The organism is Bacillus sp. L_1B0_5 (assembly GCF_000836715.1).
Taxonomy (GTDB): Bacteria; Bacillota; Bacilli; order Bacillales; family Bacillaceae_G; genus Bacillus_A; species Bacillus_A thuringiensis_S.
On record NZ_JXIS01000051.1, the window covers coordinates 41,184 to 67,157 of the forward strand.

The following is a 25,974-nucleotide window of genomic DNA, read 5'->3' on the forward strand; positions in this document are numbered from 1 at the left end:
CCCCTCTTACATATTTTTCATTTATACTCTCTTACTCTATTTCTTTACTAATTCTTTCGGTGCATGAATCCAGCTCATCATTTCACGAAGCTCTGCTCCTACTTTTTCTAACTGATGATTTTGCTCTGCTTTTTTCATTGCATTATACGTCGGACGCCCTGCTTGATTTTCTAAAATCCATTTCTTCGCAAATTCACCTTGCTGAATTTCTGTAAGAACACGCTTCATTTCCTTCTTCGTTTCATCTGTAACAATTCTCGATCCTGTTACATAATCTCCAAACTCTGCCGTATCTGAAATAGAATGGCGCATAGTCGTTAATCCACCTTCGTACATTAAATCGACAATTAGCTTTAATTCATGCAAACATTCAAAGTATGCAATTTCAGGACGATACCCACCTTCCGTTAACGTTTCGAATCCAGCCTTCACAAGTGCAGTTACCCCGCCGCAAAGTACAGCTTGCTCTCCAAATAAGTCCGTTTCGGTTTCTTCTTGGAATGTCGTTTCAATTACCCCCGCACGTGTACACCCTACACCTTTTGCATACGCCAGTGCTACATGTAGCGCTGTTCCCGTCGCATCTTGATGCACTGCGACTAATGCTGGAACACCATTTCCTTCTTGAAATACACGGCGAACGAGATGACCTGGACTTTTTGGCGCGACCATCGCTACATCTACGTAACTTGGCGGATTAATTTGTCCGAAGTGAATGTTAAATCCATGCGAGAAAAGTAACGTTTGTCCTTCACGAAGATTCTCTTCTACCTCTGCTTTATACACATGAGCTTGCTGTTCATCTGGCAATAACATTTGTACAACTTGTGCGGTTCGAACCGCTTCTGAAACAGACATTACTTCAAATCCATCAGCTTTCGCTACTTCATACGACTTACCAGGACGAACACCAACTACAACTTCTACACCAGAATCACGTAAATTTTGTGCTTGCGCATGACCTTGTGATCCATAACCAACTACTGCAACAGTTTTTCCTTGTAATAACTCTACATTTGCATCTTTTTCATAATATGTTTTCATATTCCATACACCCCTTATAATTTATTTACTTGCAGAACATCAATTAATTTTTTCAACTGACTAACAAGTAATATCGCTTCATTTTCAGTACAAACTGCTGTGAGTTTCATTTCAGAAACACCACTAGTATCTCTTTCGTTTAAATGTAAAGAAGAAATATAATAACCACGCCGAGCAAAAATCCCACTTATACGTAATAAGACGCTTGGCTCGTTATGAATAACGAGTGAAAAAGTATGACTCATTCTTCCCACCTCTTCATAATCATTTCGTTATTCCCTTTGTTTGGCGGAACCATCGGAAATACGTTTTCACCTTCTTCTACACAAAAATCAACTACGACAGGACCTTCGTGAGCAAATGCTTCTAACATCACTTGTTTTGCCTCGGTTGAATTTGTTGCTCTTAATCCCTTTACTCCATAAGCTTCTGCTACTTTCACAAAATCTGGTGATCCAATTTTTGATTCTGATAAACGATTTTCATAAAACATTTCTTGCCATTGCCTTACCATCCCTAAAAATTTGTTATTTATGATAAATACTTTTACAGGGATGTTATTTTCAGCAATTGTTTGTAGTTCTTGAATGTTCATTTGAAAAGAAGCGTCACCTGCAATACAAATGACAAGTTCTTCTTTTTTAGCTAGCTGAGCACCAATTGCTGCTGGAAAACCAAACCCCATTGTTCCTAATCCTCCAGAGGTAAGGAACGTCCGAGGTTTTCTTGCTTTATAGAAGTGAGCAGCCCACATTTGATGCTGACCTACTTCTGTTGTGACAATCGCTTGACCATTCGTTAGTTCACTTACTAAGTTGATCACATGCTGTGGTTTTAACTCAGATTCTTTTTGCTTATAAGAAAGTGGATATTCTTCTTTCCATGTCTTTACTTTCTGAAGCCATTCGTCTGTTTGTGTATAAATAGACATATGTAACAGCATGTGTAACGCTTTTTTTACATCACCAACAATCGGATGTTCTACAGTTACATTTTTATGAAACTCAGAAGAATCAATATCAATATGTACTTTTTTCGAGTTCGGAGAAAAAAGTTCTAATTTTCCTGTTACACGATCATCGAAGCGAACACCTAATGCAAGTAGTAAATCACATTCTGTTACCGCCATATTAGCAGCGTATGTCCCATGCATACCAAGCATCCCTAAAAACAATGGATCTCCCGGTGGATATGCACCAAGTCCCATTAAAGTTGAAACGACTGGAATACGGTTTTCCCTTGCGAATTCGAAGAGTTCATCGGATCCACCTGAATGAATGACACCTCCTCCAATATAAAGAAGTGGACGCTTTGATTTTGAAATTGCTTTAGCCACCTCTCTAAGTTTCATACTGTCTGGTACAAGTTCTGGTTTGTACCCCGGAATATCAACTTCTTCATTAAAGAAACTGGTGACTTTTGCATTTTGAACATCTTTTGGAATATCGATCAATACTGGTCCGGGTCTTCCGCTTTCGGCGATGTAAAAAGCTTCTTGCACAATTCGTAATACATGATTTACATCACGAACTTGGTAATTATGCTTCGTAACAGGTACTGTAATTCCAACAACATCTGCTTCTTGAAATCCATCTTTACCAATTAAAGACGTTGCAACTTGCCCGGTAATGACAAGTAAAGGAATCGAATCCATATAAGCGTCTGCTAAGCCCGTAACTAAATTTGTCGCCCCTGGTCCAGAGGTAGCAAAGACTACCCCGACCTTTCCAGAAGCTCTCGCATATCCTTCAGCCGCATGAATGGCAGCTTGTTCATGACGAGTTAAAACATGTTTCAAACCACTTTCGTATAAAGCGTCGTATATTGGCAAGATTGCTCCGCCCGGATAGCCGAAAACGGACGTTACACCTAATCTCTTTAAACATTGAATCACATGCCCAGCGCCTGTCATTTCTTCATACTGTAATTTCTCATACGCTGTATACTGCTGCTTCATTTCCATTAACTCCTCTCCTTATTTACGCTAAGCTTTCCGTCAGCCCGGGAACACGTACTCCTCTTTCTCTCGTTAATTTTTTAAATTCTTCGGTCAATTGTTTCGTTACACTTCCTGGTTTCCCATCTCCAATTTCTCTCGAATCAACTTTTACAACTGGAATTAACTCCGCTGCTGTTCCTGTTAAAAATACTTCATCCGCTACATATACATCATGGCGAGTGAACGGTCTTTCCTCACATGGAATACTCAGTCGCTCACATAGCTCGATAACACTATTTCTCGTAATACCTTCTAATGCTCCTAAATAGGATGGCGGGGTTAACACTTTTCCATCTTTCACAACGAAAACATTATCACCAGAACCTTCACAAACATATCCTTGTTGATTTAACATAAGAGCCTCTAACACTCCTGCTTGTGCTGCTTCAATTTTTACAAGTACGTTATTTAAATAATTCATTGACTTAATACGTGGATCTAACGCATCTGGCGTATTACGTCTTGATGCAACAGATACAACGCTTAGCCCATTATCATAAAATTCTTGTGGGAATAACTTTAATTGTTCTGCAATGATAATTACGCTCGGCTTCACACAACTTCTCGGATCGAGCCCTAAGTCACCTTTTCCTCTTGAGACAATCAAGCGAATGTAAGCATCAGCATATTCGTTTTTTTGGAGTGTATGTAAAACTGCTTCTTCCATTTCTTCTACCGTCATTGGAATTGTTAGTAAAATAGATTTCGCTGATTCATACAATCGTTTCACATGTTCTTTTAAACAAAATACATTTCCTCCGTAACTACGAATCCCTTCAAATACACCGTCTCCGTATAAAAAACCGTGATCATATACTGAAACAACTGCCTTTTCTTTTTCTACAAATTCCCCATTCATGTAAATGTACTGGTTTCCCATCTCACATCGCTCCTCTTTTTTTCTCTATTTTTTGCAATCTATTTCTACATCGATTGCTGAGATGAGTATTTTTAACAGAATATTCAGTATATAAATATTAAAAATATACTCGTCTCAACAATCGATTACTTACATACTTGTAGCAATCCATTGCTGAGACGAGGGAATCGTGGTACCACTCAGCTTCCTTATACTTCTCACGAAATATAAGCTCTGCAAGTCCAATTAGACTTTTGTTTTTCTATCGGGAACAACCCCGCTACTTTTTACTAGTTTTCAAAAGTAGTGCTCCAAGGTGATTTTCAATGAGTGCATTGTTACCACCCTCACAGCCTCGGGGCAGCTCTCTGAAACAATCTTTATCATTTACTCTCCTCTTCCACGCATTCTCTTATTCTATTTTTTAAAATAAAAACTCTCGCCTCAGCAATCAACTACTACAATTTAGTAGCTTTGATTGCTGAGGCGAGAGTTTCGCGTTACCACTCAGCTTCCTTATACTTCTCACGAAATATAAGCTTTGTAGGTCCAATCAGACCTCCGTCCTTTTACCGGAGACGATGCCGCCGCCCTCTACTCAGTTTCCCTTTCGCAAGCGATGCTCCGAGGCGATCTTCAATGATTCGATTGTTACTACCCTCACAGCCTTGGAGTAGCTCTCTGAAACGATCATAATCATCTACTTTCCTCTTCTTTGCATATACAACATATAAAGTTAGAAAATTCTTAATTAACTTTTATTTGTTACACGTATTATAGGACGTTGTTCTTTTCCTTGTCAACATGTTTTTTCAAAAAAATCGAAATTCATTCTATTTATTAAGAGCCTATTTATTTTTTCTCAAATTAAAATTGGAATGAATTACTTACATACACTCATATATTGCTTAAGTATGTTTGCACTACTACATAAAGAAAAATTTATGAGGAGATGAGGAAACTATGTTAAAAGGGAAAGTAGCGTTAGTTACAGGAGCAAGCCGAGGAATTGGACGAGCGATCGCTAAACGTTTAGCAAATGACGGTGCATTGGTTGCTGTTCATTACGGTAATCGAAAAGATGACGCTGAAGAAACTGTTCATGAAATTCGATCAAATGGTGGCCAAGCTTTTTCTATCGGCGCAAATCTAGAATCCTTACACGGTTTAGAAAACCTTTATAACGCTTTAGATACTGAATTACAAAAGCGCACTGGTGAAATACAATTTGATATTTTAATAAACAATGCTGGCATTGGTCCTGGTGCTTTTATTGAAGAAACGACTGAACAATTTTTTGATAGAATGGTTTCAGTAAATGCAAAAGCACCATTCTTTATCATTCAACAAGCACTGCCACGTTTACGTGACAATAGCCGAATTATTAATATTTCATCCGCTGCGACCCGCATTTCTTTACCTGATTTTGTTGCATATAGTATGACGAAAGGCGCTATTAATACAATGACTTTTACGCTAGCAAAACAACTTGGAGCACGAGGAATAACGGTGAATGCAATACTTCCAGGATTTATTAAAACAGATATGAATGCAGAACTCTTGGGCGACCCGATGATGAAGCAGTACGCTACTACTATTTCCGCTTTCAATCGCTTAGGTGAAGTAGAAGACATTGCCGATACTGCTGCATTTCTTGCTTCTCCAGACAGCCGCTGGGTTACTGGACAATTAATTGATGTGAGCGGAGGATCTTGTTTATAAAAAACATATATTTTCAAATCTTTTTTATTGCGCAATAAAACAATTTATATAATACTATATAAAACATATACATTTAGGAGGATTACAGCAATGTCCGAAAAAACATACGAACTCGCAACCTTCGCAGGTGGTTGCTTTTGGTGCATGGTAAAACCATTTGATGAACTTCCTGGTATTCATAAAGTACTTTCTGGCTATGCAGGAGGTCATGTAGAAAACCCAACATATGAACAAGTAAAAGCTGGAACATCTGGACATTTAGAAGTTGTTCAAATTACATTCGATCCTTCTATTTTTCCTTATCAAAAATTACTAGACTTATATTGGCCACAAATCGATCCAACTGATGATGGCGGACAATTTTTTGACCGTGGTTCATCTTATCGTACCGCTATTTTTTATCATAACGAAACACAAAAAGGGCTTGCTGAAAAATCAAAACAAGCTCTTGCAGAAAGCGGTATGTTTAAAGATCCAATCGTGACTGAAATTCGTCCTGCTGCACCTTTTTACGAAGCAGAGGAATACCATCAACATTTCTATAAAAAGAATCCAGAGAAATATGCTACTGAGCAAAAAAAATCTGGGCGTGAAGACTTTATAAAAGAAAATTGGCAAAAAAAATAATAAAAATGCATCGTGCTTTTTTAGTACGATGCGTTTTTATTTTTGATAAAAGTACCATACAATTAATAGAACAATTGCTGTTAGTGACCAAAGTACTATCTCGTTTTTCACTCTATTCTTTTTCTTAGTCATTTCATTCCCTCCTAAAAACTATTGAACATATTCAAGTTGTTCTTTGTTTAATTGACCACCTTATATACGTGAATACATCCTTACAAATTCTAATAGCAAGACCACCAATAATTCCGATTGCAATTGAAATTACTAACATCTGTCCAAAACTAAAAGAATTTGTGTACGTTATGTAGAGAACGATACATATAAGTAAAACATCCGGTAAAGAAAGTAAAAACCTTTTAAGCATTCCTTTATCTCCTCTATACTTTATTTATATCTTCTACTGTAATTTTGAAATATAGTTTGTTCAAAAATTCCATTTAGACCCTCATTTTATGAAAAATAATAAGAATCCCTTTTCAAAAGAGATTCTTATTCAGTAGATTTAAGTTTAATTATTTTGTACATATCCTATTCCATAATTACTCCTAAAATAGAATAATATTACTAATTATTTATTGTAAATTGACTATTCGCCAGGCAACCGAATGTCGCGCCAGCTATCTACATCGCATTGGCCAAATTCATTATTACCTACCGCGACCACCGTGCCGTTTGATTTAAGACCGACTGTATGTGCACAACCAGCCGCTATCGCTACAATATCGCGCCAATCGCTTACGTTACATTGACCATACTCATTCCAGCCCACTGCCACCACGGTACCGTTTGATTTAAGTCCGATTGTATGATTCGTACCAGCCGCTATTGCTACAATGTCTCTCCAGCCACTTACATCACACTGGTTATGTTTATCATTCCCCACTGCCGTCACCGTGCCGTCTCGTTTAAGACCAACAGTATGAAGATAACCAGCCTTGACCGATACAATACCTCGCCAGCTACTTACATTGCATTGACCATATCGATCATTCCCCACAGTCGTTACTGTACCATCCAATTTAAGACCGACTGTATGCCAGTCACCCGCTGTGACTGCCACAATACCTTGCCAACTGCTTACATTGCATTCTCCTTCTTTATTTCGGCCCACCGCTACTACCGTGCCATCCGATTTAAGGCCAATGGTACGACGCCAGCCCGCCGCAACCGCTACAATATTATGCCAATCGTTTACATCACATTGTTCATGCTTATTCCAACCCACTGCTACCGTAGTACTGTCACATGTAAGACCGATTGTATGAGCATTACCCGTGTTCGTTGCCATATGAACATTGCCCACTGCGACTGCTTCAATATCGCGCCAATCACTTACATTACATTCCCCTTCTTTATTCCGTCCCACCGCTACTACTGTGCCATCCGATTTAAGGCCAACAGTATGACAACGCCCCGCCGCTATCGTATCTTTAGGCCAGCGTTTCACTTTTTCTTTCGATAAAAGGTAATCCATGTTTTACCTCCTTGCATATAAGCAACTGTATCATAATAGATATTTTTATCAAATTTCATTATAAATCTACATTTACAAAGAAAGCTTATTTTACTTCTTCCAAAAATAAAAACCTCCAGTTTAAATACTAGAGGTTTTCTCGTTATTTTTTCAAGCGGTCAATAAAATCGTTCAATTTATCTAGCGATTTCATATTCTGATTGCAAGCTACACCATCTTTGCAAATGTAGTTTCCCTTTTTAACGAAAGTTCCTGGTACATCACCTTTAATTTCAACTAAAAACATTCCTACTTCTTCATGTCCATGACATAACGAACAAATGCTTTTTTTATTTAAACTTTGGAACGTTCCTTGCAGACCAACAAATTTATTTTTATCATTTTTCGCTATAATAAATTTCCTGCTTGACCCCTTATCAATCCAGCTTAAATAAGATATTTCTTTCATATCCATTTCTTCCATATCAGGAAGTTTTAACTTTTTCGCTTTAGGAAATAATTTTTTTAATGTTTGTGCTGTAACTTCTTGAAACGGAATTACATACGGATTTATTTTCATTAAAAATGATTCTGCATCTTCTCTATTCTGAACTGTTAATACCGTATCAATTAACTCTTTCTGTTCATCCGTTAAATTTTCAAATACATGTATTATCTTTTCAATCGCAAGCGATTTTAACGCTTGAATTACACCTCTATCATTTGCCGTCGCATGCCCGTTTGCTAAAATATAAGCTTGTGATTTTATAAAATTATATTGATCACTTCTAATAAACGCTTCCATCTTTATCACTCCATACAAATTGTTGATCTAGTTTTATTGTATACAATGATTACGTTTTTTGATATGTAAAAGATAACTTAGAAACAAACATTACATATATCACTTATTCTCTACCGCTGCATTTCCTGACAAAAGAAGCCATCATCTGTTTTCCATTCCGCATATAATACGTCTTCAAATTTAGTAATTCCTTTTTGCTTTATTTGTTTATAAAGCCACCCTTCATCAAATCCGGCTTCCCTCAAATTATCCTTAACTACTTTTCCATCACTAATTAATGAAATTGGTAAGTATACAGGCTTATGTTTTAAACTTAAATCATTTACAGTAGGAGATTCGTATTTACTTTTTTTCAAAACGCTTATGTTTCCGTTAGGTTCCAATATCATATATTCAACTTCTCGGATTGAAAATATATCTTTTTGTTGCCTAAGCATTTGTTGTAATTGATTTATATCCAAATGATTTACGCTTAATTGTTCACGATCAATCTTTCCATTACGAATAATAATTGAAGGATATCCTTCAAAAAACCTTCTTGTTCCTCTTACTTTTTGTGTTATCACTTCAATAGTATAAATTAAAATGACCCAAACAAATACTGAATATAAAATAGACCATACTTTAATTTTAGGATCATATATTGAATTTCCAACGAGCTCACCTAGGACGATTGCAGAAATAAAATCAAAGGGCGTTAGCTGAGATATTTGTGTTTTCCCTAATATTTTTGTAGCAATTAATAGAACAAAAAAACCAATTAAAAGCTCTATCGTTATTTGTCCAATATGATTCATATATGTTCACCTTTCTACTCTTCAAGTGCTCTGTATACCATTTAATAAAAAAACGGCACATTTTTTCTATTATCATGCCCGTTCACACTTCATATATCCAATACATATAAAACAAAAAGAGTCTGATTCAAAGTAATATATGAATCAGACTCTTTTCCTCTTATTTAGAATACACAATCTTTTTAATCGTTTCCCCAGAAAGAAAATATTCTTCTGCAAGTTGATGAATAGCAATCCCACTTTTAAACGCTTCTTTAATCGCTTTATTTCTTTCATCTAGTTGTTTTCTTCCGCCAGATCGTGTACCCCATTTATAATGTTTCGTTTCTTGTTTCGGAATGTAAATTGTTTCACCTTGTATATACTTTTGAATTTCAGTAATTAAACTCTCTGGTAAAACAGCATTAGCTTTTACGTATTTCATTTCTGCTCGCCCCTTATTTTTTATGGTTCATTTCAATAAGGTGCAAAGCCAAATATAAAAAATGATACGAGCTCATCTAGGCGATTGTATATTACTGGTCTACCTCACGCAAAGTATCGCCATTTCCATACTTGGCTTTGCATGAGACGTTGCAGTGTCTGGCAATTGAATTATAATCGCCATATAAACACCTCCTAATATACCTTTTGCATTTTATTATATGATAAATTCCTTCTCCTTGCATCCACACCCTTCTTAAAGCACGAAATTACTTAGTTTGATATAATACTTTTTAATTGAATCAAAAATCATTGTGAGGTTACATTATGAAGAAAAAAATTATCATTACAATCGTTACACTATTCTTTATTATCACGGCATTATTCGGAACATACAAATTGATGAACGCAAGAAGCTTTCAATTATTTGGAGATTTAACACAACGCGTAGAAACAAATGAAAAAGTGATCGCTTTAACTTTTGATGATGGCCCTACTAACAATGTAAAACAAATATTACCGCTACTAGATACATACAACGCTAAAGCTACTTTCTTTTTAATTGGAAATGAATTAGAGAAAAATCTATCGTTAGGAGAAGCTATCGCGCAATCTGGGCACCAACTTGGAAACCATACATATTCTCATAATAGAATGGTTTTCAAAACACCTTCTTTTATTAAAGATGAAATAGAAAAAACGAATTCATTAATCCGCCAAACAGGATTTACAAACGAAATTGATTTTAGGCCCCCTAACGGAAAAAAATTAATTGGACTACCCTATTATTTAAATAAAAATAATATCGAAACAATTATATGGGATCTTGAGCCCGATACTTTTTATAAATCTGCGGCTGATAAAATTGAATACGTTAATAAAAATGTAAAACCAGGTTCTATCATTTTACTGCACTCTATGTATGATGAGTCTAATGAAAATTTACAAACAATTGAAGGTATTTTAGACTCTTTATCTAAGAAGGGCTATCAGTTCGTAACAGTAAACGAATTACAAAAAAGGGGGAAATAAAAAGGTAGCGTATCATATAACGATACGCTACCTTTCTTTTTAAATAATGCCAAGTACATTTAAGAATACGATAATAATCGCAATTGGTGCGATAAAGCGAAGTAAGAATAACCATAATACGAACAGTTTATAACCCTTATTTTCACTTACACCAAGCTCTTTCATTAATACATCTTTCTTCATTTTTAAAGGAACAAAGATAGAAACTAATAATACACCAAGTGGCATTAGTACGTTACTAACTGCATAGTCCGCTAAATCAAAGACTGTCTTTCCAAAAATCTTCAGATCACTTAATATACCGAATGATAATGCTGATGGTACCCCAACAACGAAGATTAATAACCCTACGATTAAGGCCATTTTTTCACGTTTCCCTTTACCTTTTGCAGTTAAAGATGCAACACTAATTTCTAACATCGAAATTGCTGATGTAATCGTAGCAAAGAAGAATAGTAATAAGAAAACGATGAAGAATAATTTTCCGAACGCCATTTTACTGAAAATAGCTGGCAATACGATAAATAATAGTCCCGGCCCTTGAGATGGTTCCATTCCAAATGCGAACACAACTGGGAAAATTGCAAGTCCTGCAAGTAATGTAATAACAAGAGTTAAAGCTACGATAGAAAATGCCGAACGTGGTAAACTTTCTTCTTTCGGTAAGTATGAACTATACGTTACCATAACGGCTACTCCGACAGATAACGAGAAGAACGATTGACCCATTGCATATAAAATAACTTCTGATGTTACATGTGAGAAATCAGGTTGTAAGAAGAAACGAACGCCTTCTCCAGCACCATCTAACGTAAGTGCACGAACGATTAATACAAAGAATAAAACGAATAGTGCTGGCATGAAATATTTATTTACTTTTTCAACACCATTTTGTACACCTTTACTTACGATAAAAATAGTAATAAGGATGAATAATAGCTGTGATCCAACTGCTAAATATGGATTGGAAATGATTTCACCAAACGTAGCTTCGTATGCTCCATTTCCTTCCCATAGTCTACCTGTAATTGCATTCCATAAATATAATATAATCCAGCCTCCTACAACACTGTAGAAAGAAAGTAATATGAAACATGTTACAATTCCTAATTTACCTAACCAAGGCCATAACGTTTTAGGAGCAATCTCTCTATACGCATCCACAGCCTCTTTTTGTGTACTTCTTCCAATAACAAATTCAGCTAATAATAGCGGTAAACCAATTAATAATGTGAAACCGATGAAAATAAGGAAGAATGCTCCGCCTCCTCCAATGCCGGCCATATATGGGAATTTCCAAATCGCCCCAAGGCCAATTGCCGAACCTGCTGCAGCTAATACGAAACCTAATTTCGATGTCCATTGCTGTGAATTCATTTGTTAATCTCCTCTCTGTCTCTTTTTCTTTGTTACAATTCGGTATTTATATTGTTCTATCAATACTCTTTTCTAATACGCTCACTTCCTCCCTAATAAAAAAACGTCCCTACGTAAATACGTAGGGACGACAAAAATATCGCGGTACCACCCTAGTTGTGAAGAACACTAAGAAGCAACCTAAATAAAAACGCCCCTACGCAAAAACGTAGGGACGATAAAATATCGCGGTACCACCCTAGTTATGAAGCCACACCAAAGTTAGGACCTAAATAAAAAACGTCCCTACGTAAATACGTAGGGACGATAAATATCGCGGTACCACCCTAGTTGTGAAAAGATCTTCACCACTTTATTTGATAACGGTATAAACTACCGTCTTTCATTTCCTCATAATGTGAGATTTATGAAAGATGCTCCAGGACGAACTTCATGAATAATCTATATACTGATTCACACCAACCATCAGCTCTCTGAAATAGGGAGATATTCACTACTATACCCTTTCATTGCCCAAATATTATTTTCCGAATTGATTACTATCATTTTTATCACACATTAAAAATAGTGTCAACTTATATTTTGAATTTTTATGTATTACAATCTATTTAAAAATTCGAAATGTGAGTTTTAGTTTAGAAAACAAGTGGATTAGTACATAACGAATTCTAACAGGCAATAGAAAAAGAATTACGTATTATTGATACTTATTCAATAATACAACTGACCTAGAAACATAACCTGCCTCTATCTGTATTAGTTTTTTAAGAGTTTGATGGATACCAAGAAAATTTTGCATCACTATCCAGTGGCCTATTTTTCGTTTCTTCTTTAATTACACAAAACCATTCATTTAGAATTTGAGTTTTGGACAATTGAGCAGCAAGGCTATCTTCCCAAATTATATGTGAGAACCAGGCTTTCGTTTCCCATTCAAACTGCAATTGTGCGAACGAAATTATAGGGTGATCAGCTTCACGAAATTGCTCATTTACTGCCTTTGAAACTTCTAGGGCTTGCGGTAACAACTCGTTCTGAATTCTAATTCTTATCGCCTCATTTTCTAGCTGATCCCAGAAATACAATTGTCCATTTATTTGATAAAAAATATCAAATGAAGCCTCACCTTTCTTCAAATTCAATAATACGAAGGCACGTTCCACATCATTGTCAGCCGCCTTTACAGCATTAACAATTATATTTTGTGCCATTGATACCCAGTAACTAGTCGCTTCCTCTACCGGTGATTCAACATACAATTCTTCACTTAATTCATGAAGAGTGGCTTCTTGCTCATTTACTTTTTCAACTTTTTTAAAAAACCTATTAAAAAAACCCATAACTTCCCCCTTATTACTATTTTCTATTTCACAAAATAAAAAATAGATTTTTCTTGCTCATCCACATTTACTCCTGGCGCGTATGTATGAACTTGTTGCAACACTTCTTCTATTAGCAACTCTAACTCCTGCACACTATTTTCTGGATTCCCTATTAATGTATCTGCCATACGTTCATATAATTTTTCAGGTTTAATAGTCATTCGTTCCACATTATTAGGCATCCATTTAAACGCCGGATGGTGTACGTACATTTTATTCAAACCAAATAAAACACCGAATACGTTCCTTTGTACTTCGCAAATAACGTCATAAAGCATAAGCCAATCTTTCCGTTTTAAAAGCGCCTTTCGATTGTGCCAACGATTACTTAACCATAGATTTTCTGAAATCATTCGTTTTGCTAGTTCATCTGGATATGCCGCTACTCTATCTTTTAATTCATTCACTTTCCCTTCTCCATACAAACTAACACCATCATGAACGGATGATACAATACATTGTTTTTCATAACTTATATCATATTGATTCACCACATCCGAAATCACTTTCTCTACTGTCTCTGTTAAAAAGTTACTAATCTCTAATTTGATTCCCTCTTTCGTTAAATACGTTTCCGACCATTCTTCTTCCTCATACGGATGATACGATAATATTGTCCCATCAATATGATGAATAGGAGCCCTACGGTCCTCATCTTCTGGCGGTGTTGACCATAAAATATGTAATTCTATATCTGAATGTTCATCTTCTAGCTTTCTAGCTACTGAACCTGCTAAAATAATAGCTTCTACTTTCGGATTTTGCCTATAAATCCCTGACATCTCTATTGCTTTCTCTTTTAATCCCATTTCATTTCCCCCTAAAATTGCAGTAATCCCCTATATTTCATTTATCTATTTCGATATTACAGCTTGCATTACCTTTTCATATTTCTACCCAATAACGTTGAACAATTTCACCAGTATGAGAAGAAACTACTTCATTTTCTAACACACCACCAACCTTTTGAATCGTTTTAGCAGAACCGATATTGGATTTATCGCAAGTTATTAACACTTTCTGTCATCCTAATTTTTGCGCTTCAGCTAATGCAAGCTTTAGTTGTTTCGTAGCGTAACCGTGGCGACGTTTATTTGGATGGACACTATATCCAATATGACCGCTTTCCCGTAATAATTCTGGATTTAATCTATGTCTAATATTCACAAAGCCTATAAGTTCCCCTTTTTCAAAACTTAAAAACTGGCTAGATGGCACTCGATTAGCTAGTAAATTTTCTCCTAGTTCTTGTTTACTCACTTTTTCAAACCATTCATCAAGAGAATCAAAGTTTTGTAAAGAACTACTTCCATGTGGTTGTTCCCCTGAGTGTAAAAATGCGTGTCTATACGCCATAATATGCTCACTATATTCATGGATTGGTTTTAATAGTTTCATTGTTCTTCTCTCCCTCTTCATTCCATAAAACAAACACCTTAATAGCAGCTATTCACTATTAAGGTGTTTCTATCCTTTTTATTCAAATAACCCCATGCTCAAATAACGTTCACCTGTATCAGGCGCAATACATAAAACTTTTTTACCAGCGCCTAGACGTTTCGCTATCATGATTGCAGCGTAAACAGATGCTCCAGAAGACGGCCCAACTAATAATCCCTCTTGTCTAGCTAAGTTTCTCATTGTCGTTAAAGCCTCTTCGTCTGCAATTTGAATAATTTCGTTATACACTTCTGTATTTAAGTTTTTCGGGATAAACCCTGGGCTTGTTCCTACTAGTTTATGAGGACCTGGTACACCACCTGATAAAACGGGAGATCCTTTCGGTTCCACTACTGCAATATATAAGTTTGGTAATTTCTCTTTTAACGTTTCACCAGTCCCTGTAATCGTTCCGCCTGTTCCTGCCGTTGCAACAAAAGCGTCCAGCTCTCCATCCATTTGTTCGTAAATTTCAAGCGCAGTCGTATAACGGTGAATATTCGGATTAGCTGGATTTTCAAATTGTTGCGGGATAAAACTATTCGGTATTTGTTTTTGCAGTTCTAACGCCTTCGCAATTGCTCCTGGCATTCTTTGTTCTGCTGGTGTTAAAACTACTTCTGCTCCGTATGCTTTCAATAAATTAATACGCTCTTTTGACATATTATCTGGCATAATTAAAATCGCTTTATACCCTTTAGCTGCTGCATTCATCGCTAAACCAATCCCTGTATTCCCGCTTGTCGGTTCAATAATTGTATCTCCTGGTTTGATGAGACCATTTTCTTCTGCAACGTGAAGTAAATTATAAGCAGCACGGTCTTTCACACTGCGCGATGGATTAAACATTTCTAGTTTCACATACACATCTGCTGCGTCTTCCGGAATAAATTTAGATAATCGGACGACAGGTGTATCTCCTATTAATTCCGTAACGTTTCCACACAATTTCATAGCGCATCCCCTATTCTATCGTTTTCTTATCACTTGGCAGTAACCATGAAGTGAGTCCAATTAATGGTAGACAACTACATAATAGCATAATAAATTGCAGGCTATATATATCTGCTAATTTCCCAAGAACTACTGCACCTAATGCTCCAAGTCCAAACGCAAGACCTACGATTAATCCTGACACCATTCCCACTTTTCCAGGTACAAGCTCTTGTGCATATACAACAATTACACTAAAACTACTTGAACTAATAAAACCAATACATAAAAATAACGGTACAACCCACACGAGCGAAACGTGAGGTAATAAAAGTGCAAGTGGAGCTGAGCCAAGCATTGAAAATACAATTATCTTTTTCTTACCGAATCGATCTGCTAACGGTCCTCCGAAGAAAGTTCCTAACACACCAGCAATCATAAATGCGAATACGAAATACTGTGCATTTTTTATAGATAAACCGTAATGCTCTATTAAGTAAAATTGATAGAAATTCCCGATACCAGCACCGTACCAAGAGCGTACAAAAGTAAGAAAAACAAGAAGTATAATAACGAATTTAATGTGTGTACTTACAATTGCATTTTCCGCCTCAAGCGCAGCTCTCTTTTTCCTTCTTACAGCGCCGGTTGCTAATTCATTTTTGTACCAATTCGATACGAAAATTAATAATACAATTCCTACTGCTGCAAATGCTGTAAAACCTAATGAACCAATTTGACCGAGCGGAACGAAAATTAGCGCTGTAAAAATTGGAGCTAAAGAATTCCCCGTGTTTCCCCCAACTTGATAAATCGCTTGCGCTAACCCTCGTTTTGCACCTGCCGCCATATACGCAACACGAGCGCCTTCTGGATGAAAGACTGCGGAACCTAAACCAATAAATAAAACAGAAATAATAACAATAATAAAGTTTGGTGCAAACGCGAGTCCAATCATTCCAAGCATACTTGAAAACATCCCGAGTGGTAATAAAAATGGTGACGGCTTCTTATCTGAATACATTCCAAACACCGGTTGCATAATCGATGACGTCATATTTAACGCAAACGCAATCCATCCTACTTGCATATAAGATAAATTCATTGTTTTTTCCAAAATAGGAAACAACGCCGGCACAACTGCTTGCATCGAATCATTTAAAAAATGTCCAAAGCTAATCGCAAATAAAATTCGATATATTGTCGGTGTTTCTACAGTGTTTTTTTGTGAAACTGCCTGCATATATGAATCTCCCCTTTCTGTACAAAATATATATTTATTACAGTAGGTGTAATAAATTCTGAGTTTTGAAACATTTCTATTCTATACTGCTTTCATTTCTTTTTCCAGAAATATAACTTAACTCCCGTCATTGGCTTGCATGCTTGTAACTTTCAGCGATAAAACATTACAAAAAAAAGACAACCCAATCACATACTGGGTTGCCTCTTACATTAAATTGCAAAACGCTTATACTTCTCGTAATCGCTCGTCTTACATTCTACCTCTAATTTCGTACCTTCGTTTTCGTAACTCGTAGATAAAACGTGTGCATGATTATTGAAATACGAAACTACCTGTCCTTGATCATATGGAATTAACATTTCACACTTCGTATATTCTTTATAAATATGGGAGCGAATCATTTCTACCAGCTCTTCAATGCCAACATGTTTCTTCGCAGATAAATACACGCGATCTTCTTGTACTTTCGGGATTTCAACATCCATCATATCTGATTTGTTATAAGCATAGATCGTTGGAATATTTTCTACTCCAATTTTCTTTAACGTTTCATTTGTAATATCAATTAATTGTTCATAATTTGGATTTGCGTAATCTACGACGTGAATAAGTAAATCCGCTTCCGCTACTTCTTCTAACGTTGAACGGAACGCTTTCACAAGATGATGTGGTAATTTACTTACAAATCCAACTGTATCTGTTAATAAGAATGATTTATTATCTGGTAAATCAATATTTCGTACAGATGTTTCTAACGTCGCGAATAACATATCTTTTTCAAATACTTGCTTTTCTTCTGTACCATTATAAATTTCAAGCATTGCATTCATCGTCGTTGACTTTCCTGCATTCGTATAACCTACTAATGCTACAACAGGTATTTCATTTTTCTTACGTTGCTTTCGCTGCGTTTGACGCTGGGCAACGAGCGCTTCTAAATCTTTATTCAAAACTGAAATTTGTTCTTCAATTTTACGACGGTCTAACTCTAACTTCTTCTCACCGACACCTTTATTTTTCGTACCAACGCCGCCACTCTGTCTCCCTAACGATTCACGAAGGCCGATTAAACGAGGCATCATATACTGAAGGTGTGCTACTTCTACTTGTAGCTGTGCTTCTTTCGTTTTCGCACGTTGCGCAAAAATATCTAAAATTAAAATGGTACGATCAATTACCTTACAATCTAAATCCTCTTCTAAATTTCGAATTTGTGAAGGAGATAATTCATCATTAAAGATGACCATATTCGCATCTATTTCTTGTACATACGCTGCTACTTCTTCAATCTTTCCTTTTCCGATATAATGCGATGGATTTACTCGTTGTAAATTTTGCGTTACTTGCCCAATTACCTCTACATCACAAGCTTCCGCAAGATTTGTTAACTCTTCCATCGAATATGCAAAATCATCTTCATTACCTACATTTACTCCAACTAAAACTGCTCTTTGTAATACTTCTTCCATATATTTATTCCTCCATTTCGATTACGTAAAATAAAAAACACAGGTCGCGCTGCCTGTGTTTTCGTAAACGGATAAGGGTTCACCGAAGAAATAGAAGAAAGCTATGCTTTCATCCTATTTTATAGTCAAAAAGTCCCAAGATTGTATACGTATCCACAATAAGTGTTCACTTATACAATCCCATTCTATTTATAAAGGCAAAACAAAAAGAGGGCGTATTCGTCCCTCCCTCTTTTTCACATATAAGCTTAATAAAGGGTTCCTTTAAAATAGGCAGACCAATCCCGTTCACTCTGTACACAGACAGAGCCTTTGAGCGCTATTCAATTATTGGCACAAAGTATTGAGACGTAATCTGATTAAGATCAAAGGAAGCCCCTCCGTTCATTTTAAGTTACATAAAGTGTAGCATAAGTAATTCGCTTTCACAAGGTTTAACAACCTATATCACACTAAAGAAAATCGTTATATTTTTACTTTAATCGTCATTTTTTGCGAGTTTTTCTCACAATAAAAATAACAAAAGCAATTATCCATAAAAGCCCCATGGAAATAATAGCCACTTGCCACAAACTCAAACCGCTCACCATCTCACCCTTTAAATCCACTTTCTTCGTCGGAACAGACTCTTTTGCAATTTGACTTAAAACCGATTTGTCCGCCCCTGCCTCATCCAATCTCTTCGTTCCACTACAACTATGTGTATGTAATTGTTTTTCTGATCCTCTTTGAGTAGAAAATACTAAGTACTCTCCTCCTTCTACAAAGCGAAACATACAATCACCACCCTTTGTATATACGATAATTTGCGAAGAAGTTGTCCCTTTCCAAATTTTCTTCACCTCAAATAACACTTCAGTTCCGACCTCTTCTTTCCTTCCAACCTCAATTACTTTCCCCTCAAACACTACATCGTTTTTTTGAAATGCATCTTCTGTTGATACTTTAATACAATCACAAGCATAAGATTTCTCAGGAAAAATAATAAGAATAAAGCTACAAATGATGATGACAGGAAACATGTGTAAAATTCTTTTCAAGGAGCTGAACTCCCTTCATTATCAATTTTAGAAACTTCTCGTATATTATTTTTACAGCACTCGCCAAATTCCTTCATAGCAAGTTAATCATTATCGTTTTAATACAACAAAAATCTTTATTGACATTTTTATAACCTGATATTAGTATCAGGTTATAAAAATAAAAGTTAGGAGATGTTCCTATGCATTCTAAATCTCGTATTACTGCAATTGGTACTTATGTTCCAGATCAAATATTGTCTAATAACGATCTAGAAAAGATGGTCCATACGAATGATGAATGGATTGTACAAAGAACAGGAATGAAGGAAAGAAGAATCGCTAGCGATGAAGAATACTCCTCAAACTTAGCCATTAAAGCAATTGAAAATTTATGTACAACATATAAGAAAAACTTAGAAGATGTCGACTGTATCATTGTCGCTACTACTACTGCTGATTACGTTTTCCCTAGTGTTGCTTGCCAAATACAACAATACTTCAACATACCTCATACACTAGCTTTTGATTTAAATGCAACTTGTGCTGGTTTTACATATGGACTACACGTCGGTAATAGCTTAATCACTTCTGGATCACATGAAAAAGTACTTGTCGTAGCGACAGAGACATTATCTAAAGTTACTGATTACACCGATAGAACGACCTGTATTTTATTCGGTGATGGTGCTGGAGCTATTTTATTAGAAAGAGATGAAGACACCCAAAGCTTTATCGCTGCTCACATGGGAACAAATGGTGATGGCGGCATTCATCTATATAGAACAAACTTATCTACTACTATGAATGGCACACCACTGCAAACAAATGAAAAAATCGTTCAAAATGGAAGAGAAGTATATAAATGGGCAACACGAACAGTGCCAAAAAGCATAAAAAATTTATTACATAACGCAAATATGCAAGTAGATGATATAGACTGGTTCATACCCCACAGCGCTAACTTACGAATGATCGAATCTATTTGCGAAAAATCTCAAATTCCAATACAAAAAACATTAACGAGCGTGGAATATTTGGGGAATACCTCTTCAGTCACCATTCCACTCGCTTTAAATTTAGCTATAAAAGAAGGAAAGTTAAATAACGGAGACACACTTTTACTATACGGATTTGGTGGCGGACTTACGCATTTAGGACTTATTGTAGAGTGGAATTTAATTTAAGTGTATAAAAAGAGGTTCTAGTCAGTAACTAGAACCTCTTTTTCATTTAATTTCTTGCCCCTTTTCGAGACCATATCACAACAGGAATAAGTAATAACGCTAACACGCCTCCAGCCAATGACAATGCCGCATAACTTGAATTCGCTACTACCATACCTGACATTGCTCCACCAGAAGCTCCAGCTAACGCAATAAAAACATCTATTTTCCCTTGTGTTTTAGCACGTGTAGACGGTGTTGTGGAATCAACGATTTGTGCTGTACCACTTATCAATCCGAGGTTCCACCCTAGCCCAAGTAAAGACAAAGCAACGATTAATAATAATAAAGAATCACTTGGCGCTATCGCAGCTATGACACCCGCTGCAAGTAAAATCACTCCACCAGCTATGCTCATTGTAGTTCGGCCAATTTTATCAATTAACATTCCTGTAACGAGAGATGGAAGATACATTGCACCTACATGAAAACCTATCACAAGTCCTACTGCACTTAAACCGTGACCGTGGTGTCCCATATGAACTGGCGTCATCGTCATAATCGCAACCATCACTATTTGCGTAAGTATCATTACGATTGCTCCAACTGTAATACCTCGTTTATTTTCTTTCGCTTCTTCTGTTATTGGTTGTCCTTTATATGTATGTTCCTGTTTATATCTTTCTATTATGTTAGCAATAATCAAAGGATCTGGACGAAGCATAACAAAAAGAACTAGACCCGCCAGTATAAATGCTGCTGCCGATAATATGAACGGACCTGCAAGTTTAGGAACTCCAATTGATTGAGCAAAACTACCCATTACTCCTACTAAATTTGGTCCTGCAACTGCACCAAAAGTCGTCATTACCATCGTAATACTAACAGCCGTTGCTCTCTGCTTCTTATCTGCTAAATCTGTACCTGCATAACGAGCTTGTAAATTCGTAGCTGTACCGGCACCATATATGAGTAAAGAAATAAGTAAAAGAATAATGCTATTTGTTAAAGCTGCCATTACAACACCAATTGCTCCAAATCCACCTACTATAAACCCTGTTGCAAGACCTATCCGGCGTCCATATCGTTGCGAAAGCTTCCCTACTATGAAAGCTGCTAATGCCGATCCCAATGTAAACATAGCAGTTGGTAATCCTGCAAATGCATCTGTTCCAAGCATTTGCTGCGCAAGAAGTGCACCTACTGTAATACCAGCAGCTAGTCCTGCACCGCCAAACATTTGTGAAATGCTGACGATTATTAACGTTCGTTTGTATAGTTTTTGTTGCTCTTCTTCTGTGTACACATGATCATCTATTAAAGCCCCTGCCTTATCTAGCAATTCCCCATCCTCCTTTTAAAATTAATCCCTCTTGTTAATGTACTATGTATAACGTTACATATTCAATGGCATTTTCCATTCATCCCTTTCATTCTAAAAAACTTTCTAATCATACTCGACTTATCCCATGCTATATTAAAAATACTACTATTCACAATATGCAAGGAGAAAACAATGAAAAAAACAGTAGAATTATGTGAAGCTTGCAAACATGATCCAGTATATAAAATAGAAGAATCCGATGAAGCAAATCAACCTTATAAATTATGTAATCAATGTCATGAGCGTCTTATTTCGTTATCTTTACATCCTAAAGAATGGTACCACCTTGTAATGATTCACTCACCTTATAAATATTATTTGCATGATAGTTTTTATGAAGAAGATGGCAAAGCGAAGCAACCAAAATTAGAGATGAATGAGCACAAACTTACACCCGTGCCCACTTTAGAAGAAGTTCGCTCTAGTTTAGAGGAATTACTTGATTACACCATGACTAGATGGTTTCTTCAAGAAGCAGAAATTGAAGCTCTTAATTGGTACGATCAAAACGAAGTATTAGATGCTGTTATAAAACGCTTTTCAAACACAATGAATGGTGTAATTAAAACTAGATTACTTGAGATTGTTATATGTGTACTAGGAGAAGTCGCCTCAGATTGGATAAGAAAACTATGGAAGGCATTTGATGAAGATTTACTTGCACCTCTTTCTCACGCTGCAGCTTATTGTTTACCATTTGAAGAAGCCTTTTCTTTAGTAATACAAAGGCTAAAAACAGTATTAAAAAGTGAGCTTCCGACCACTTCCTTCATTTGTCTGCATTCTTTTCAATCCTCAGAAACATTAGATTGGATAGAGGAACATGCAGTATCATTTCATAACGATTGGGCGCAATTAGCTGCAGTATCACAACTAACTTGGAGACGAATTAAATCTTGGCTAACAAAAGGACACCCCTTAAGTTTAATAGCACTTGATGCAATGGTTAGCTGTATACCTGCAAATGAAGATGTACTACATGAAATGGATCCAAAAATTTTATTAGCAGATCCGTCAGAAATAAAGTCAACCTTAATAGCTTACAAACAAAGAGACAATGTTCCAACTGTCAAAAGAAGTGTTGAAACTATTTTAGAAAACAAGACAGAAATATTTCAATACATGAATCCTTTACAAATATCTATCAAAAAGAAACCACAAAACTTTTTAGTTATGGATGGCACAGTACAAATCCATGAAAACAGACTGGATGAATACGTATACTTCATTAATACAAACAACTTTACTGATGTTTACATTAATGATCTTAGGTATAGTTTGCACCATATTAATTTTCTTGAACACTGCCCGCAAATTGAAAGCTTACACATTAGTAGTATATATATTACTGATTATTCAGCCCTATATAAATTAAAAAACTTAAAATCTTTATCACTAGAAGAACCACAAGTTCCACTAAACTTAACAGAGCTAGAAAGCTTTACAAATTTAGAGGAACTTCACATACAGTGTAATAAAAACATTAAAGGCTTCGAATCTTGTCCTAACCTAAAAGAACTATACATTTGGAAATACAAACCGAAACAAAAGAACCTTGAAGAATTAATGTCTTTACAAAAAATTGAAAAACTAAGCATTACACAAGGGAACATTAATTCATTAAAAGGATGTAGGTCATTACCTAAATTAAAGCATTTAGAACTCAATTATTTAAGAAATTTAGAGCATATTGATGAAATTGAAAACAATGCTTCAACTTTAAAATACATCGAATTCGACCATTGCAGTAAACTTAAAAACCACGAATATTTGCGCTATTTAACGGAATTAGAAACTCTCATCTTATCAAGTTGTGGTAACATACGAAATCTACAATTCATTAAAGAACTACAAAAATTAAAACATTTAAGCTTCGTGGATTCTACGATTGTAGACGGAAATTTAGAATCTTGCGTCGGAATTGATTTTGTTGGTTTTAATAATAAAAGGCATTATAGTCATAAATTTAAAGAATTAAATCCAGATTTTTCATACTAACGTAAGGAAAACAGGCTAATAGCAGCCTGTTTTCCTTTACGCTTCTTCTACTATCCGTCCCCTTCTCTTTTTACTCAAAGCTTTCCCTTCCCAAAACAACAAGCTTACGAAAGCACAAATTAAAATAATTGGCACACTTGCTTTATATAAATCTGTAAAACTCATAGCCATCTGATTCTTGGCATAATGATTCACATCATTCGAAAATGTGAGTACCTCTTTCTTTATACTTTCCTCTTGTTTTTCAACTTCTTTTGTCACTTGCCTCATAACTTCTTCTCTTTTTACATCTCTATATTCTACTGGAACTTCTCTTAATATTTCAGCCGTCTTGTCGCGAATCAATTCTTCCTTTTTCTCTTTACTTAATCCCATTGCCATTGCATTTTGTTTCTTATTTATATTAGACTCTAAACTTTGATTCTCTATTTTCTCTTTAGTCATTTGTAAAATTTCAGCTTGCTCAGCACTATTCACATGAATATTCCGCACCTTTTCTTCTGCATAACGATATACCTTTTCTTTATTTACAGTTAAATTGTGAGTTAAGTTAGAGACAAATATTGCGACCGCCAATACAATTCCAACTTGTCGTAACATTGATACAACACTTTGAGAAGCAGTTAACAATTCTCCTTCAAATGAAGACGCACTTAAAACTGTAATTGGCCCCACTACTAAACCATATCCAACACCTAATATTATACATGGAATAATAATTTCTATATTTGTTGAATGAACATCGATCATTTGCAACCAATAGTAGGCTAGCCCCATAATAAGAAATCCTGACAAAATAATAGTTACTTTTCCGAGTTTTTTAATTAAAGTTGCTGCAACTGGTGAGACAAAAAATATCATTGCTGAAATAGGTGTCACTAAAAAAGCCGCTTCAATTTCCGTTCGACCTTGTAGTTTCGTCAAGAACGTCGGAAGCAATACAGTAACTCCAATTAAAAATAAATTACTTAATATAACAACGATCGACGCTCCGACAAACATTCGATCTTGAAATAACTTTAAATTCACCATTGGGTTATGAATCTTTCGTTCTACTAAAACAAATAGAATAAGAGAAATAGTACTAATTGTATAACAAGACAAAGCAATATTACTTTGCCATCCCCATGTATTACCTTTTACTAATATGAGAGTAAATGAAAAAATTGCTGTGCTACTTAATAGTAGTCCTATCCAATCTATTTTTGAGATAATACGTTCTTCATTTTTTATTTGTAGCATGATGCAACATAACACGATTCCTATTATACAAACCGGAACATTAACGAAGAACACCCATCTCCATCCTAAATTTTGCGTAATAATTCCACCTATTACTGGTCCCATAGCAGCTGACAATCCTTGCGTTACTCCTAAAATCGCAAGCGCAACATGCCTTTTAGCTAATGGCATAGCTGATACACCAATTACCATACTTGTTGGAAATAAAATCGCTGCCCCAATACTTTGTATAAAACGAGAAAAAATAATAAAATCACCTGTATTAGCAAAAGCGCAAAGTACCGATCCACCACCAAAAATCACCAGACCAAGAATATACATCTTTGCTTTTCCAAAGATATCAGCTATCCGCCCTAACGGAATGGCAAGTACTGCAATCGTCATTGTATAAACATTTAATACCCAAGACATCTTTTCTAATGAAGTATTTACACTCGATTGTATTGCCGGTAAAGCTATATTCATAATTGTCGTATCAATCATACAAAGAAAGATACCTAGACACATTAAAAAGACAATCTTAATACCCTTTGATTGCTCCATCTTTATATACCCCT

At 35.8% G+C, this 25,974-nt stretch carries 23 protein-coding genes, 1 pseudogene and 3 other annotated features; of the genes and pseudogenes, 5 read left to right on the top strand and 19 right to left on the bottom strand.

Going from position 1 to position 25,974, the window contains the following annotated elements; genetic code table 11:
• Positions 1-36: 36 nt before the first annotated feature.
• Genes ilvC through ilvE form a run of 4 tightly spaced genes read right to left on the bottom strand, consistent with a single transcriptional unit; the run spans position 37 to position 3,923 of the window.
• Positions 37-1,044, bottom strand: coding sequence for a ketol-acid reductoisomerase (ilvC, locus tag RT27_RS17855; RefSeq protein ID WP_043936850.1), 1,008 nt, complete (start codon positions 1,042-1,044; stop codon positions 37-39).
• Between the two features lie 14 nt (positions 1,045-1,058).
• Positions 1,059-1,289, bottom strand: coding sequence for an ACT domain-containing protein (locus RT27_RS17860; protein ID WP_016082082.1), 231 nt, complete (start codon positions 1,287-1,289; stop codon positions 1,059-1,061).
• Positions 1,286-3,001 carry an acetolactate synthase large subunit gene (gene ilvB / locus RT27_RS17865; protein WP_043936929.1) on the bottom strand — a complete coding sequence of 572 codons (1,716 nt, stop codon included), beginning with the start codon at positions 2,999-3,001 and terminating at the stop codon, positions 1,286-1,288. The genes RT27_RS17860 and ilvB overlap by 4 nt, the downstream gene beginning before the upstream one ends.
• 22 nt (positions 3,002-3,023) lie before the next feature.
• Positions 3,024-3,923 (bottom strand): branched-chain-amino-acid transaminase, encoded by a 900-nt coding sequence (gene ilvE / locus RT27_RS17870; RefSeq protein WP_000528156.1) that lies wholly within the window; start codon positions 3,921-3,923, stop codon positions 3,024-3,026.
• Positions 3,924-4,074: 151 nt separating this feature from the next.
• Positions 4,075-4,314, bottom strand: a binding site (T-box leader).
• A 67-nt stretch (positions 4,315-4,381) separates the two neighbouring features.
• Positions 4,382-4,627, bottom strand: a binding site (T-box leader).
• 238 nt (positions 4,628-4,865) lie between these two features.
• On the opposite strand from ilvE, the gene RT27_RS17875 reads away from it, so the two are divergent.
• Both RT27_RS17875 and msrA read left to right on the top strand, forming a co-directional pair.
• The gene (locus RT27_RS17875; RefSeq protein WP_043936852.1) at positions 4,866-5,624 is read left to right on the top strand and encodes an SDR family oxidoreductase; all 759 of its coding nucleotides are present in this window, start codon (positions 4,866-4,868) and stop codon (positions 5,622-5,624) included.
• Between the two features lie 90 nt (positions 5,625-5,714).
• Positions 5,715-6,251, top strand: a complete 537-nt coding sequence (msrA, locus tag RT27_RS17880) for a peptide-methionine (S)-S-oxide reductase MsrA (protein ID WP_043936854.1) — start codon at positions 5,715-5,717, stop codon at positions 6,249-6,251.
• 163 nt (positions 6,252-6,414) lie between these two features.
• Here the strand turns inward: msrA and RT27_RS17885 are convergent, their stop codons facing one another.
• The 5 genes from RT27_RS17885 to RT27_RS17905 form a co-directional block, all read right to left on the bottom strand.
• Positions 6,415-6,615 carry a hypothetical protein gene (locus RT27_RS17885; RefSeq protein WP_029441974.1) on the bottom strand — a complete coding sequence of 67 codons (201 nt, stop codon included), beginning with the start codon at positions 6,613-6,615 and terminating at the stop codon, positions 6,415-6,417.
• Between the two features lie 222 nt (positions 6,616-6,837).
• On the bottom strand, positions 6,838-7,725 hold the full coding sequence (locus RT27_RS17890; RefSeq protein ID WP_043936855.1) for a chromosome condensation regulator: 888 nt from the start codon (positions 7,723-7,725) through the stop codon (positions 6,838-6,840).
• A gap of 142 nt (positions 7,726-7,867) precedes the next feature.
• Positions 7,868-8,509, bottom strand: coding sequence for an elongation factor G-binding protein (locus tag RT27_RS17895; RefSeq protein WP_000387073.1), 642 nt, complete (start codon positions 8,507-8,509; stop codon positions 7,868-7,870).
• 110 nt (positions 8,510-8,619) lie between these two features.
• A complete protein-coding gene (locus RT27_RS17900) occupies positions 8,620-9,306 on the bottom strand; it encodes a DUF421 domain-containing protein (protein WP_001015535.1) in 687 nt (228 codons plus the stop codon).
• 160 nt (positions 9,307-9,466) lie between these two features.
• Complete coding sequence (locus RT27_RS17905; protein ID WP_000878325.1) at positions 9,467-9,730, bottom strand: CD3324 family protein; 264 nt, start codon at positions 9,728-9,730, stop codon at positions 9,467-9,469.
• 326 nt (positions 9,731-10,056) lie between these two features.
• On the opposite strand from RT27_RS17905, the gene RT27_RS17910 reads away from it, so the two are divergent.
• Positions 10,057-10,761, top strand: a complete 705-nt coding sequence (locus RT27_RS17910) for a polysaccharide deacetylase family protein (protein ID WP_016082087.1) — start codon at positions 10,057-10,059, stop codon at positions 10,759-10,761.
• Positions 10,762-10,800: 39 nt separating this feature from the next.
• Here RT27_RS17910 and RT27_RS17915 read toward each other — a convergent pair whose 3' ends face one another.
• From RT27_RS17915 to RT27_RS17950, 8 genes and pseudogenes are all read right to left on the bottom strand, one after another.
• Entirely contained in the window at positions 10,801-12,138 is a 1,338-nt protein-coding gene (locus RT27_RS17915; RefSeq protein WP_016082088.1) for a sodium-dependent transporter, read from the bottom strand.
• Between the two features lie 296 nt (positions 12,139-12,434).
• Positions 12,435-12,657: a binding site (T-box leader), on the bottom strand.
• Positions 12,658-12,902: 245 nt separating this feature from the next.
• Positions 12,903-13,478 carry a hypothetical protein gene (locus tag RT27_RS17920; protein ID WP_043936857.1) on the bottom strand — a complete coding sequence of 192 codons (576 nt, stop codon included), beginning with the start codon at positions 13,476-13,478 and terminating at the stop codon, positions 12,903-12,905.
• A 23-nt stretch (positions 13,479-13,501) separates the two neighbouring features.
• Positions 13,502-14,329, bottom strand: a complete 828-nt coding sequence (locus RT27_RS17925) for a DUF4037 domain-containing protein (RefSeq protein WP_016082090.1) — start codon at positions 14,327-14,329, stop codon at positions 13,502-13,504.
• Between the two features lie 76 nt (positions 14,330-14,405).
• Positions 14,406-14,918 (bottom strand): annotated as a pseudogene (locus tag RT27_RS17930) (GNAT family N-acetyltransferase).
• Between the two features lie 78 nt (positions 14,919-14,996).
• The gene (cysK, locus tag RT27_RS17935; protein WP_029441968.1) at positions 14,997-15,914 is read right to left on the bottom strand and encodes a cysteine synthase A; all 918 of its coding nucleotides are present in this window, start codon (positions 15,912-15,914) and stop codon (positions 14,997-14,999) included.
• A gap of 10 nt (positions 15,915-15,924) precedes the next feature.
• On the bottom strand, positions 15,925-17,136 hold the full coding sequence (locus RT27_RS17940; protein ID WP_016082092.1) for an MFS transporter: 1,212 nt from the start codon (positions 17,134-17,136) through the stop codon (positions 15,925-15,927).
• Positions 17,137-17,348: 212 nt separating this feature from the next.
• Positions 17,349-18,608, bottom strand: a complete 1,260-nt coding sequence (gene hflX / locus RT27_RS17945) for a GTPase HflX (RefSeq protein WP_043936859.1) — start codon at positions 18,606-18,608, stop codon at positions 17,349-17,351.
• Between the two features lie 485 nt (positions 18,609-19,093).
• Positions 19,094-19,630 carry a cobalamin biosynthesis protein CbiN gene (locus RT27_RS17950; protein WP_043315684.1) on the bottom strand — a complete coding sequence of 179 codons (537 nt, stop codon included), beginning with the start codon at positions 19,628-19,630 and terminating at the stop codon, positions 19,094-19,096.
• 200 nt (positions 19,631-19,830) lie between these two features.
• Here RT27_RS17950 and RT27_RS17955 point away from each other — a divergent pair, with 200 nt between their 5' ends.
• Positions 19,831-20,814 carry a ketoacyl-ACP synthase III gene (locus RT27_RS17955; protein ID WP_016082094.1) on the top strand — a complete coding sequence of 328 codons (984 nt, stop codon included), beginning with the start codon at positions 19,831-19,833 and terminating at the stop codon, positions 20,812-20,814.
• 46 nt (positions 20,815-20,860) lie between these two features.
• Here RT27_RS17955 and RT27_RS17960 read toward each other — a convergent pair whose 3' ends face one another.
• Complete coding sequence (locus RT27_RS17960; protein WP_043936861.1) at positions 20,861-22,135, bottom strand: MFS transporter; 1,275 nt, start codon at positions 22,133-22,135, stop codon at positions 20,861-20,863.
• 174 nt (positions 22,136-22,309) lie between these two features.
• On the opposite strand from RT27_RS17960, the gene RT27_RS17965 reads away from it, so the two are divergent.
• Positions 22,310-24,175 carry a hypothetical protein gene (locus RT27_RS17965; RefSeq protein WP_043936863.1) on the top strand — a complete coding sequence of 622 codons (1,866 nt, stop codon included), beginning with the start codon at positions 22,310-22,312 and terminating at the stop codon, positions 24,173-24,175.
• Between the two features lie 36 nt (positions 24,176-24,211).
• Here RT27_RS17965 and RT27_RS17970 read toward each other — a convergent pair whose 3' ends face one another.
• Positions 24,212-25,960 carry an MDR family MFS transporter gene (locus RT27_RS17970; RefSeq protein WP_043936865.1) on the bottom strand — a complete coding sequence of 583 codons (1,749 nt, stop codon included), beginning with the start codon at positions 25,958-25,960 and terminating at the stop codon, positions 24,212-24,214.
• Positions 25,961-25,974 lie beyond the last annotated feature (14 nt).